Source organism: Mesorhizobium sp. dw_380, from assembly GCF_018588885.1.
GTDB lineage: Bacteria > Pseudomonadota > Alphaproteobacteria > Rhizobiales > Rhizobiaceae > Mesorhizobium.
In genome coordinates this window covers 157,859-170,244 of sequence record NZ_JAFFIW010000001.1, presented here as the reverse complement: position 1 = coordinate 170,244, position 12,386 = coordinate 157,859, and the positions used below count along the sequence as shown (strand labels likewise).

The following is a 12,386-nucleotide window of genomic DNA, read 5'->3' as shown; positions in this document are numbered from 1 at the left end:
TCCGGCGCGAAGCTCGGACATCGGGACACATATCGACTGTGGGTCCCGATTTCAAATAGTGGCGGTCTTACTGTACCGTCTGGACGGTCTTGTCAATTGGGCCTAAGCTTGCGAAGGGAGGCGCCATGAGAGCCCAACGACCGAACTCGCGCGAGAAGATTCTCGCCGCGGCGGCTGATGTTGCCCGGGAATCCGGGCCCGGCAGCCTGTCGCTCGATGCAGTCGCCAGCCGCGCCGGCGTGTCGAAGGGCGGGCTGCTCTACAATTTTCCGACCAAGGCCAAATTGATGCAGGGGCTGGTCGAAAGCTATCTGCGCGATTTTGAGCAAGCGCTGGAATCCGCCAGCGGCAACGACAACGGCAAAAATCCACTCGCAGTCTATATCAAATTGTCGGCCCAGGACTGCGAGGAAAAGCAGCCATCGGCGTCCTGGATCTTTTCGGCGATCGCCGAGGATCCCGATTTCATGACACCGATAAAGACTTTCAAGCGGCAGCTTTTCGAACGGCTGAAGGGCGAGGCGCCCGACCTCAAATCGCTGCTGGTCTGCTATCTCGCCATCGAGGGGCTGCGCAGCATGAACCTCTTCGATTCCGATGTGCTGTCGAAAGATGAGCGCAAGCTGCTGGTCTCCTCCCTGTTGGAGATCGCCAAATAGTCTGCGGTGCGAGGCGACAGCGCCGCCGCGTGCGTGACTTTCCTTCAAGCCCTTGGCAGGGCCTTGCCCGTCGAAGGATCGAACAGGCGAAGTGCTGCTTCGTCGAAGGTGAGGCTGCGCTTTTCGCCCTTGGCGACCTGGGCCCGTGGCGGCAGACAGGCCGTCAGCCGCTGCGTGCCGATCCGGGCCGTGGTGACCAGCTCGGGGCCGGTCAGTTCGACGACCTCTATCTCCACAGGCAAGGACAGGTCTGTCGAGGCCCCGGTCGCCACGCGAAGCGCTTCGGGGCGGATACCGACGATCAGTTGTGCACCCTCACGGGCCGCGTTCGCATAGCGTGCGGGCAGAGGGATGCGCACGTCGGACTCGGCAATTGCCAGCTTGCCGCCGGCAACGACCGCCTGCAGCATGTTCATCGACGGCGCGCCGACAAAGCCGGCGACATAGAGCGTCGCCGGCTCGTTGTAGATCTCCTCGGGCGTGCCGAGCTGTTCGATCCTGCCGTCGCGCATGACCGCGATGCGGGTCGCCAGCGTCATCGCCTCGATCTGGTCATGAGTGACGTAGACGACGGTGGTCTGCAGCATCTGGTGCAGGCGCTTCAGCTCGGTGCGCATTTCCAGGCGCAGCTTGGCGTCGAGGTTGGACAGCGGCTCGTCGAACAGGAACACCTGCGGCTTGCGCACCAGCGCCCTGCCGATGGCGACGCGCTGGCGCTGGCCGCCGGAAAGCTGGCTCGGCTTGCGGTCGAGCAGCGTCTCGATCTGCAGCAGTTTCGCCGCCTCGTTCACGGCCTTCTCGCGCTCGTCGGCCGCAACGCCGCGCATTTCCAGGCCGAAGCCGATGTTGCGCCGCACGGTCAGGTTCGGATAGAGCGCATAGGACTGGAAGACCATGGCGATGTCGCGGTTCTTGGGATGAACGCCAAGGATCGAGCGGCCGCCGATCAGCACGTCGCCGCTCGTCGCTTCGGCGAGCCCCGCGATGATGTTGAGAAGCGTCGACTTTCCGCAGCCCGACGAGCCGAGCAGCACCAGGAACTCGCCGCTCTGCAGCGCGATGTCGATGCCTTTCAGCGTCTCGACACTGCCATAGCTCTTGCGGATGCCACGGATTTCAAGCGCGCTCATGCGTGGATCCCTCGAACTGCATCGGCCCGCCATAGTTGCGGGGCAGGGTGGAAATGGCGCGCGACGCAATATGCGTCGCGGCGGAAAGGCAGGCGGACAGCTTCTGTTCCTGGGCGAGAGCGGCGAGGAAGGCGGCGTTGAAGACATCGCCGGCGCCGATCGTATCGACGACGCGGACATCGGGCGCGGCGGCTTCGACGAGGGAGCCGTCCGGGCCGATGGCGATGGCGCCTCGCGGTCCGCGCTTGACGACGAAGGTCGCGCCCTGCCGCATGCTGGAGCGGATCGCGCGCGCGGCCTCGACCGGGCTCTCCATTCCGGCCAGGGTCACGGTCTCGACCTCGTTGAACAATGCCAGCGCGCAGCGCGAGAGCCATGCCCGTGTGGCGGCGCAGTTGGCCTGCGTCCAGCCGTCGATCGGCCAGCCGGTGTCGAGCGCCACGGCAATGTCGTGGCTGTCCGCCCAGTCGAAAAACGCGGCGTAGTCGCGGGTGAGATCGTCGGTCAGGAAGGAGCCGCACAGAAGCGCGTAGCCGCCGGACAATGCGCTGCCATCGAGAACCGTGAGCACATCGGCGAGGCTGAAGCGCGGCAGGTGGCCGCGTGTGGTGAAGAAGGTCCGTTCGCCATCCGGATGCGTCATGCCGACCGACAGCGTCGTGCCTTCGGGACGCACCGGCCATGTCTCGGCGCGGCTGCCGAACGCCTTGCGAAGCCAGTGCCCGAACTGATCGTCGCCGACATTGGCGGCGATCGTAAAGTCGACGCCCAGCGCCTCCCAGGCGAGCGCGCTGTTGCCGGCCTGGCCGCCGACGCGCAATTCGTCATGGTCGACGACGGTCTCCGTTCCGGCCTTCGGCCATGGCGAGACCGGGCCGACGATCAGGTCGACATTGACGTTGCCGATCACCGCGAGCGGACGCATCACTCGCTCCTGGTGATCTTGGTGGAGCGCACGGGCGTGCCGGCATTGTCGACGCGGCTGTCGGCAAAGGCGATCATCAGCCGCTGCGCGACCGGAAGCATGGCAAAGACAGCGGCGAGCCCCGAAGCCGGTTTGAACGAGAGCGTGACGGCGCCGGCGACGGGCGTTTGCCCGGATGCGTCGAAGATGACCAGCGGCGCGCCGGCCTCGACGACGGAAAGGGCCATGGCGGTGACCAATTCCGCTGTCGGATCGTTGCCGCGGAACAGGATGACGCCAACCTGTGGGTCGAGCATCTCCATCGGCCCATGCCGCAACTGGCCGCCTTCGAGCGAAAAGCAGGGCAGCCGCGACAGTTCGGCAAGACCGAGCGCCAGCGCTTCGGCGACGCCTTGCAACCGGCGGCCGGAGGTGACGATGGCCGTGACCTTATCCAGCGCTGCGAGCGCCTGTGTGATGTCGTTGTCCTGCGGCTGGTCCAGTGCGGCAAGCGCGGCAGCCGGGTCTTCGCCAAGTGCTGCAAGAATGGCCAGATGCAAGGCGAAGGTCACAGTCAGGCTGCGGGTGGCGGCGAAGGCAAGTTCAGTGCCGCCGGCGCCGACCAGGCAAGGCGCCGTGCGCGCCAGGAACGAGCTGCCTTCGAGCGTCAGGCCGAAAATATCGGCGGCGCCGCCGGCCTCCGAAAACCATCTGACAACCTCGGCGCTCTCGCCCGACTGGGAGGTGACGAGCACCGTCCGGCCCGCGAGCGGCAGCGGCTGGCCGAGCTGTTCGGACAGGGGCAGCGCCAGGGCATCGATGCCGACCGCGCGATAGAGCGGCTCGACGGCGCGCCCGACCGCATGCGAGCCACCCATGCCGAGAAGAAGCAGACGACCGGTCCTCCTGATCGAGGCGGCGACGTCTGCCGCCATGGCGGTGTTGTGTTCGAACGAGGCACGCGCGTCCGCATGCTGGCGTGCCATTTCGCGGTCGATCGCGACCAGTCCGGCCGGCCGAGTTTTTGCTGCAGTCATCATCATCCTTTCACACCGCCGCTGGTCAGGCCCGAAATCAGCGCCCGCTGCATGACCAGGCCGATCAGCACCGGCGGCAGGGCGGCGAGCACGCCGGCCGTGGCGATCAGCCCGTAATCGGAAACACGGCCGCCGGCCAAATCGGCGATCGCGACCGTCAAGGTCTTGGCGCGCTGGTCGGACGTGAACAGCAGCGCATAGAAGAATTCGTCCCAGGCGAGCAGCACGGCGAACAGCGCCGACGTCGCCATCACCGGCGCGGCCAGCGGCAGCGTGATGATGCGCAGCGTCTGGAACAGGCCGGCGCCGTCGATCATCGCCGCCGCCTCGATCTCGCGCGGGATGGAATCGAAGCCTGATTTCATCAGCCAGGTGGTGAAGGGCGCCAATATGGTCAGGTAAACCAGCGCCAGGCCGAAGACGTTGTTGAGCAGGCCGAGATGCGAAAGGCCCATATAGAGCGGCACGGCCAGCGCCACCGGCGGCAGCATGTAGGTCGCGATCACCATCGACAGCGACCAGCCGATCGCCGGCGTGCGCGACACCGCCCAGCCGGCGGGGATCGCCAGGGCGAGGGCCGCCAGCGTCGCCATGCCGGCGATCTCCAGGCTGTTGCGCAACGACGAGGTGAAGGCGGCACCGGCGCTGTTTTCGGCTGTCGACAGCAATTGCCGGTAACGCGAGAAGTCGGCCGCCTGCGGCCACCAGCGCAGCGGCTTGGCGGCGAGATCGGCGGCCGGCGATATGCTCATGATGAAAAGCCAGGCGATGGGCGCCAGGATGACGGCCGCGAGCAACAGCGCGCAGGCATGGATGAAGACGCTGAAGGCCGGGCTTTTGCGTTCCATCAGGCGGCACTCCCGGCAGTCTTCCTGACCAGTGCCGCATAGGCAACGGCGAGCACGGTGACCAGCAAGGTGACGATCAGCGCCAGCGACGCGCCGGAGCCGGCGCGCTGGAAGGAAAAGGCTTCCTGGTAGACGAGGATCGACAGCGTGCGCGTGCTGTTGGCCGGGCCGCCGCGGGTCATCACCCAGATGATGTCGAAGACCTTGAACGCCTCGATGGTGCGCAGCACCAGCGCCACCATCAGCGGGCCGGCGAGATAGGGCAGGATGACGAAGCGGAAGCGGTTGAAAGGTCCCGCGCCATCGACGAGTGAGGCTGCGGTAATGTCGCGCGGCACCGCCTGCAGGGCGGCGAGCGCGATCAGCGCCACCAGCGGAAAGTTCTTCCAGCAGTCGGCGACGATCAGCGCCGCCAGCGCCGTTCCGGGTTCGCCGAGCCAGGAGCGGTAGGCGTCGATGAGATGCAACTGCGTCAAGGCGGCGTTCAGGGCGCCATATTCTGGATTGTAGATCAGCCGCCATAGTGTGGCGTTGACCACCGTCGGCAGCGCCCAGGGCAGGATCATCAGGGCACGCAGGACGGCGCGGCCGCGAAATTCCTGATTGAGCAAAAGGGCGGCGAGAACGCCGATCACCATTTCGGCGGCAACCGAAATCACAGCGAACAGCGTGGTGGTGACCAGTGTGCGTGAAAAATTCGAACTCGACAGCATGTTGGTGTAATTGTCGAAGCCGACGAAATTGCCGCCGGTGCCGACCAGCTTGGCGTCGGTGAAGGAAAGGCTGACCGTGTCGACCAGCGGCCAGCCGATGACGGCGACCATGACCACGAACAGCGGCAGCATCAAGAGCCATGCACGGGTTGTCATCCAGGTGCCCGACATAAGAGCAGCCTCTCCCTAACTCATCTTGGTTTCTGACATCGCACGGGCGGCACTAGGCCGCCCGTGACCGTAGAAAAGTGCCTCAGAGGCCGCTGTTTTGCGCGGCGGTCTTCAGGGCGTCTTCCGGCGACGTCTGGCCGAGCAGCGATTCCTGGATCGCCTGCTGCAGCGCGGTCGACAACTCCTGGTACTTCGGCGTGGTCGGCCGCGGGTACATGGCGGCCAGGCCGAGCTTGGCGGCGGCGATCAGTTCTTCCTGGCCCTTGGTGACGGCCGGGTCGTCATAGGACGAGGCCCAGATCGGCAGCGAGAGCTTGGCATATTGGTTCTGCGTCGCCTGCGAAGTCATGAAGGTGATGTACTTCCACGCCTCGTCCGGATGCTTCGAGACCGCGGTGACGCCGAGGCCCATCGAGCCGTTGACGGCCGACACCTCGCTGATGCCCGTGACGCCTGGTGCCGGCACGACGCCGACCTTGCCGGCCACCTTGCTGTCCTTCGGATCGTTGGCCATGTTGTACATGTAGGTCCAGTTCAGCGCGAAGGCAGCGTCGCCATTTTCAAAGACCTTGCGCACGTCCTCTTCCAGGAATTCCTTGGAATTCGGGTTGGTGAGGCCGGACTTGTAGCTGTCGACCATGTATTTCAGCGCTGACAGGCCGCCGCCATTCTGGAAGTCCGGCTTGCCGTCCTTGAGGAAGTCGCCGCCATAGGCGCTGACCAGTGTGGTGTAGTCGCAGATCGCGGCTTCGGCCTGCGACCAGCTCCAGGCGATCGGCGTCTTCAGCAAGCCCTTGTCCTGGATGATCTTGGCCTGTGCGCCGAGTTCTTCCCAGGTCTTCGGCGGCGTCTTGATGCCGGCCTTTTCGAGGATGTCCTTGTTGTAGAACAAATATTTGGTGTCGAGGATCCAGGGCATGCCATAGTACTTGCCGTCATACTGGACCGTGGTCCAGGCGCCGGGCAACACACCCTTCTTCATGTCGTCGGTGATCTTCGATGAGACGTCGACCAGCACCTTGTTGGTGGCGTATTCGGCAGGCCAGATGACATCGAACAGCACGACGTCATAGCCGCCGCCCGATCCCTGCGCGAGAACCGTCTTGTCGTGCAGGCCTTCATAGGGGACGAATTCGAGATTGACCTTGACGTCCGGGTTGGCCTTGGTGAAGGCATCCGTCATGGCGCGCACGTCGGCCTCGCTGTAGGCGGCCTGTGCCATGAAAAGCGCGTTGAGCGTCGTTTCGGCGAAAGCGTGAGGAACGAACAGTCCTCCAGCGAAGACCGCGCCGACCAGCGTTTTGGTGATTGTCTTAAGCATCTTCTTCTCCCATTTCCGGCGTTGACGGGCCGGCGATACGGGCATTTCGCATCGTCTTCCCGGATCCATGTCGCGTGACCTGATAATGAACCGGCTGACCAGTGGCGACAGGCCGAGGGGCCTTGGCCATCTTGTTTTGGGGCGTTCGGTTACATTAAGTCAATTCGCTTGACTTAATTAGTCGATCAATATTCTAATGGAGTCAAGAGGGGAAACGCCGGTGGACGACATCAGCCCGATCCGCGCCAAAAGCGGCACCAATCAGGAAGGCACCAGCGCGCACAACCGCCGTGTCATGATCGAGGCGCTGCGCCTCAATGGCGCCCTGTCGCGTGCCGATCTGGCGCGGGCGACGCAGCTGACCAAGCAGGCGGTCTCCAACATCATCGAGGATCTGGAAAGCGACGGCCTGGTCGTTGCTCTCGATGCGGTGCGCAAGGGCAGGGGGCAACCCTCGACCCCTTACAGGCTGGTGCCCGAAGGCGCCTTCGCCATCGGCCTGCAGATCGACCGCCACCTGACGCGGGCGGTCGCGGTCGACCTGATGGGCAGCGTGCTGGCGCGCGCCGACGCGAACCTGCCGTTCGATGAGCCGTCGAAGGGCGTCGAGGTGATCCTCGGCCTGATCGATGGCGTCCGGCGCGACCTGGCCGGGATTTCCTCGCAATCCGAGAAACGGCTGGTCGGTCTCGGCGTCGCCATGCCCGGCCCTTTCGGCCTGAAGAATTCCGACGACAAATGGATGATGCCTGCCTGGCAGAAGTTTCCGCTGCTGGAGACGCTGGCTGCCAGGACGGGGCTGAATGTCGGCCTGCAGAACGATGCCGCCGCCTGCGCCACGGCGGAGCGCATCGTCGGCGCGGCGCATGGCGTCGATCACGCGGTCTGCCTCTATGTCGGCTACGGCATCGGCACCGGGTTGATCCTCAATGGCGAGCTCTACAGCGGCGGCCATGGCAATGCCGGCGAAATCGGCATGGCGCTGCTCGCGCCGGCCGGTCCTGGTTCGACGCCGCTCGAACATCGCGCATCGCTGGCCTCGCTCTACCAGCATCTCGGCCTCAACCCGGCGGACGAGGATATCTACCAGCAAATGAATACCCTGGTGCTGGCCGAGGATCCCAGGATGATGGCCTGGATCGACGGGGCCGCGCATGATCTGCGCTGGAGCGTGCATCTCATCGAAACGATTTTCGATCCGCAGACCGTCATCCTGACCAGCGGCGCGCCGGAAGCGCTGGCGCGCCGGCTTGTCGAGGCGATGCATCCGCTGCTGCCGTCGATCGCCGACCGGCCAGGCCGGACTTTGCCGCGCCTGCAACTCGGCACCACCGACCCCTGGTCGATCGCGCTCGGCGCAGCCGCGGCCCCGATCAGCCGCGCGTTCGATCCGCTGTTCTCGGCGATCCTGAAGACAAGCTCGGGTCCGGTGTAGGGGCATCATAGGCCTAAACCGCTCTCCCGGCGTCACACAGGGTTCATCGACCGGACATAGCGTCTTTCCCAGTTCTTTGCCGCAATGCAATGGAGTGGGACATGGTGGACATAGTTTCTAGTGAGGCGGGTATACCGAGACCGGAGCATCCGCTCGATCAATCGGGCGGTGCCAAGTGGTTCCTGCCCGCCTTTGGGGTGCTGGTGCTGGTCGGCGTCGTCTATGTCGGCTATGCGCTCAGCCAGGATCTGGCGGTGGCCAAGACAGTGCCGTGGATCCTGCTCGGCATCGCCTTGCTGATCGCGCTCGGCTTCGAATTCGTCAACGGTTTTCACGACACCGCCAATGCGGTGGCGACCGTCATCTACACGCGCTCTCTGCCGGCCGAATTCGCCGTCATGTGGTCCGGCGTCTTCAACTTCCTCGGGGTTCTCACCTCCAGCGGCGCGGTCGCCTTCGGCATCCTGTCGCTGCTGCCGGTCGAGCTGATCCTGCAGGTCGGCTCCTCCTCGGGTTTTGCCATGGTGTTCGCGCTGCTGGTCGCGGCGATCCTGTGGAATCTCGGCACCTGGTTCCTCGGCCTGCCGGCGTCGAGTTCGCACACGATGGTCGGGTCGATCATCGGCGTCGGCCTCGCCAACCAGTTCATGGCCCCTGCAGGCAGCGCCACCAGCGGCGTCGACTGGTCGCAGGCGACCAATGTCGGCACCACCTTGCTGGTGTCGCCGATCGTCGGCTTCTTTGCCGCGGCCATCCTGCTCTATGCGATGAAGCTTCTGGTCCGCAATCCAGCGCTCTACGAGGCACCGAAAGGCAATGCTCCGCCGCCCTGGTGGATCCGAGCGCTGCTGATTTTCACCTGCACCGGCGTCAGCTTCGCGCATGGCTCCAACGATGGCCAGAAGGGCATGGGCCTGATCATGCTGATCCTGATCGGCGTCGTGCCGACGGCCTATGCGCTGAATCGCACGCCCGACATCAACTATCTCGAGGCCTACAAGGCGGCCTCGGTCAGCGTGGAGCAGGCGCTCGGCAAATATGCCAAGCCCGGCGTCACAGTCACAGACGCCAAGGCAGCCGTCCAGGACGCTGTGCGCACACGGACCTGGAACGACCAGACGACGGTCGCGCTGCAGACCTACATCCACAACACCACCGCTTCGCTGCAACCTTACGCCTCGGTCGACAACGTGCCGACCAATCTGGTCAGCAACGCCCGCAACGACATCTACCTGATCGGCGAGGCGCTCAAGCTGATCGACAAGAAGCAGTTGCTGCCGATGCAGGCCGCCGATCTCAAGGCGGTGACCGACTACCACAAGGCGGTCGACAACGCGACGAAGTTCATCCCGCTCTGGGTGAAGATCGCCGTCGCCCTGGCGCTCGGCCTCGGCACCATGGTCGGCTGGAAGCGCATCGTCGTCACGGTCGGCGAGAAGATCGGCAAGAGCCATCTGACCTATGGCCAGGGTGCCGCCGCCGAACTCGTGGCGATGGTGACCATCGGCATGGCCGACCGGCTCGGCCTGCCGGTGTCGACAACCCATGTGCTGTCGTCAGGTGTCGCCGGAACGATGGCCGCCAACGGCTCGGGCCTGCAATGGTCGACGGTGCGCAACCTGCTGCTGGCCTGGGTGCTGACCCTGCCATGCTCGATCGCGTTGGCGTTCGTGCTGTTCATCATCTTCCGCCAGGTGTTCTGAGCGGGAGCAGGCCTTTCACAAAACAAAAAAGGCAGCGTCGGTGATCGGTGCTGCCTTTTCTGTTGTTTCATGCCGAAGCGCCGGCGGGACAGCACCCCCCTCTGGCCTGCCGGCCATCTCCCCCGCAAGGAGGGAGATTAGCAGCCCATGCGTCCCGCCAGCTTTGAGCTGTTGGAGATTGGCGAAGGCCCAGGCGGCATCGATCTCCCCCCTTGCGGGGGAGATGTCCGGCAGGACAGAGGGGGGTGTGACGGAACTCGGTGTCAGATGATCGATTCCGGCGAGGCTGACCTCAGGTCGGATCCTCGCGATGCAGGTCGTGGATGGCGACGCCATCGACATTGGTCGGCATCGTCAGCCATTTGCGATGGCGCAAGGTGCGCTGTGTATCTTCCAGGCCGGTTTCCCAATGTTCGCGCATCGAGGTACCGGAGAATTCGTAGTCCTTGGCGTGTCCCTCATAACCTTTGTGCTGGTAGATCAAGTGCACGATGTTGACGATGCCGGCATCCGAATAGTCCTCGATCAGGGCTTCTTCCGCTGGCGTCAGCTGCTCCTTGGGCACGCGCTTGAGCGCATCGAGCAGGCGCATCTTCAGGCCATGGATGCGTTTGAAATTGTCGGTGTTCTGGCGCGTGCGGCTGGAATACATGATGTCCTTGTGGCGGGACAGCACGTCCGGCATGCTGCGCGGCAGCACACCGCGCGCGCTGAACAGATCGACCTGGAACACCAGTGAGGAACGGTCCTCTTCCTGGTCGAGCAGATATTGCAGCGGCGTGTTGGAGACGATGCCGCCGTCCCAATAGTACTCGCCTTCAATGCGGACCGAAGGAAAGGCCGGCGGCAGGGCGCCGCTGGCCATGATGTGCTCGGGCCCGATGCGGACCTTGTCGGTGTCGAAATAGACGAAGTTGCCGGTGCGGACGTTGACCGCGCCGACGCTCAGCCGCTTCTTGCCGTCGTTCAGCACGTCGAAATCGATCAGGCTCTCCAGCGTGTCCTTCAATTCGGCGGTGTCATAGAAGCTGGTCGCGCCCTCGGCGCCTTGCTGTTCGAACCAGGGATTGGGGTTGCGCGGCTTGAAGAAGCCGGGCTGGCCCATGGTCATCGTCATCCACGACGAGGTGCGGTTGCGGATGTCGCGGTAGATGTCGCCTTCCGGCGTATAGGCCCAGATCTTGCGCCCCGAGATCGTCTGCCAGAATTGTTCGAGCCGCTGCAGGCGGCGGCTCGGCTCATTGCCGGCGATGATCGAGGCATTGATGGCGCCGATCGACACGCCGGAGAGCCAGCTCGGCTCACAGCCGGCATCGGCCAGAGCCTGGTAGACGCCGGCCTGGTAGGCGCCGAGCGCGCCGCCGCCCTGGAACACCAATGCGATGCGGTCATATTGCGCCGAGATCTCCTCGATCGTGGCGGCGGCTTCCTTGTTTCGGTTGCGTTCAAGCACGAATTTTCTCCGGCTGGGTTGTGCTGGTTGCGAGCCGGCCGTGATCGGCAAGATAGTCGTGGACGACCTCGCCCAACCCAAGCGTCAGATCGGCTTTGAAGTGGACGGCGGAGACGATGTCGAGCACCGGCAGCTTCGCCACGTCGGCCATGACATGGGGCCGCAGATCGAGCGCGGCCGGCGCCGTCCAGGCCTCCTTCAGCGTGATATCGGTAAGGTAATAGCGCACCAGCTCGCAGATGCGGGGCGTGCCGTCGACATGCGGGATGATCTTGATCAGGAAATTGGGGGCGGCGAGTGCTGCGAGCACGGAATCGTGGTCGGCCTCCCTGTGCTTGTAGCCCATCGTGCCGGTGGCGCACAGAACGCTGCCATAGTGCAGCGTGCCGACGATCACCTCGCCCTCATGGACGATCTTTGGGTTGGCCAGCTTCTTGGGAAAGCCCCAGAGTTCGCGGCCGCCGGCGATCGGCGCGTCGTCGTCGAGATACATCGAATGGACGTAGCCGCCATGCTGGCCCTTGTACCGCACGGGGATGACCTGGCCGGTCTCGGTATAGTCGCCGAAGCCGGTCGAGTCCGGCATGCGGATGAACTCGTACTTGACCAGCGGCTCGTCGATCTCCAGCGGCGCCGGCACGACGGCCTCGAGCGCCTCGCGCGTCGTGCGGTAGGTGATGATGATGTATTCGCGGTCGAAGAAACGGTAGGGGCCGGGCGGGAAGGACGGATTGGTCAACGGCATCGCATAGGCGCGCTTCACGACATCGGCGATTTCCAAGCTGCACCCCCAAGGTTTTGTCAGGCGAAGTTTTGTTGGGCGAATTTGGTTCAGGAATGACCGCGCGAATGCGCAGCCGATTATGTTGCATGGCACCATGACAGTGCCGTGTCAGCCGGACGACCATGGTTTCGAACGATCGAGAGCCATGCCGGCGCTGCCGTCTGGCTGTAATCGCATCGACACATGGCTCTGGCATTGTCATGCTGCGACGCACAATTATATCCTCAT

The 12,386-nt window shown here is 64.2% G+C and carries 11 protein-coding genes; 3 read left to right on the top strand and 8 right to left on the bottom strand.

Annotated elements, in window-relative coordinates:
- Positions 1 to 125 precede the first annotated feature (125 nt).
- Complete coding sequence (locus JT360_RS00835; protein ID WP_214469597.1) at positions 126 to 659, top strand: TetR/AcrR family transcriptional regulator; 534 nt, start codon at positions 126 to 128, stop codon at positions 657 to 659.
- 44 nt (positions 660 to 703) lie between these two features.
- Here JT360_RS00835 and JT360_RS00830 read toward each other — a convergent pair whose 3' ends face one another.
- From JT360_RS00830 to JT360_RS00805, 6 genes are all read right to left on the bottom strand, one after another.
- Complete coding sequence (locus JT360_RS00830; RefSeq protein ID WP_214469596.1) at positions 704 to 1,789, bottom strand: ABC transporter ATP-binding protein; 1,086 nt, start codon at positions 1,787 to 1,789, stop codon at positions 704 to 706.
- Complete coding sequence (locus JT360_RS00825) at positions 1,776 to 2,714, bottom strand: PfkB family carbohydrate kinase (protein WP_214469595.1); 939 nt, start codon at positions 2,712 to 2,714, stop codon at positions 1,776 to 1,778. The genes JT360_RS00830 and JT360_RS00825 overlap by 14 nt, the downstream gene beginning before the upstream one ends.
- A complete protein-coding gene (locus tag JT360_RS00820) occupies positions 2,714 to 3,736 on the bottom strand; it encodes an SIS domain-containing protein (RefSeq protein ID WP_214469594.1) in 1,023 nt (340 codons plus the stop codon). Before JT360_RS00820 ends, JT360_RS00825 begins: the two co-directional genes overlap by 1 nt.
- Complete coding sequence (locus tag JT360_RS00815) at positions 3,733 to 4,578, bottom strand: carbohydrate ABC transporter permease (protein ID WP_214469593.1); 846 nt, start codon at positions 4,576 to 4,578, stop codon at positions 3,733 to 3,735. Before JT360_RS00815 ends, JT360_RS00820 begins: the two co-directional genes overlap by 4 nt.
- Positions 4,578 to 5,462, bottom strand: coding sequence for a carbohydrate ABC transporter permease (locus JT360_RS00810; protein ID WP_214469592.1), 885 nt, complete (start codon positions 5,460 to 5,462; stop codon positions 4,578 to 4,580). The genes JT360_RS00815 and JT360_RS00810 overlap by 1 nt, the downstream gene beginning before the upstream one ends.
- An 82-nt stretch (positions 5,463 to 5,544) precedes the next feature.
- Positions 5,545 to 6,783, bottom strand: a complete 1,239-nt coding sequence (locus tag JT360_RS00805) for an extracellular solute-binding protein (protein WP_214469591.1) — start codon at positions 6,781 to 6,783, stop codon at positions 5,545 to 5,547.
- 220 nt (positions 6,784 to 7,003) lie between these two features.
- On the opposite strand from JT360_RS00805, the gene JT360_RS00800 reads away from it, so the two are divergent.
- Positions 7,004 to 8,218 (top strand): ROK family transcriptional regulator, encoded by a 1,215-nt coding sequence (locus JT360_RS00800; RefSeq protein ID WP_214469590.1) that lies wholly within the window; start codon positions 7,004 to 7,006, stop codon positions 8,216 to 8,218.
- A gap of 101 nt (positions 8,219 to 8,319) precedes the next feature.
- Positions 8,320 to 9,921 (top strand): inorganic phosphate transporter, encoded by a 1,602-nt coding sequence (locus JT360_RS00795; protein WP_214469589.1) that lies wholly within the window; start codon positions 8,320 to 8,322, stop codon positions 9,919 to 9,921.
- Between the two features lie 292 nt (positions 9,922 to 10,213).
- Here the strand turns inward: JT360_RS00795 and JT360_RS00790 are convergent, their stop codons facing one another.
- Both JT360_RS00790 and JT360_RS00785 read right to left on the bottom strand, forming a co-directional pair.
- Positions 10,214 to 11,374, bottom strand: coding sequence for a patatin-like phospholipase family protein (locus JT360_RS00790; RefSeq protein ID WP_214469588.1), 1,161 nt, complete (start codon positions 11,372 to 11,374; stop codon positions 10,214 to 10,216).
- Positions 11,367 to 12,155, bottom strand: a complete 789-nt coding sequence (locus tag JT360_RS00785; protein ID WP_214469587.1) for an acetoacetate decarboxylase — start codon at positions 12,153 to 12,155, stop codon at positions 11,367 to 11,369. The genes JT360_RS00790 and JT360_RS00785 overlap by 8 nt, the downstream gene beginning before the upstream one ends.
- Between the last annotated feature and the right edge of the window lie 231 nt (positions 12,156 to 12,386).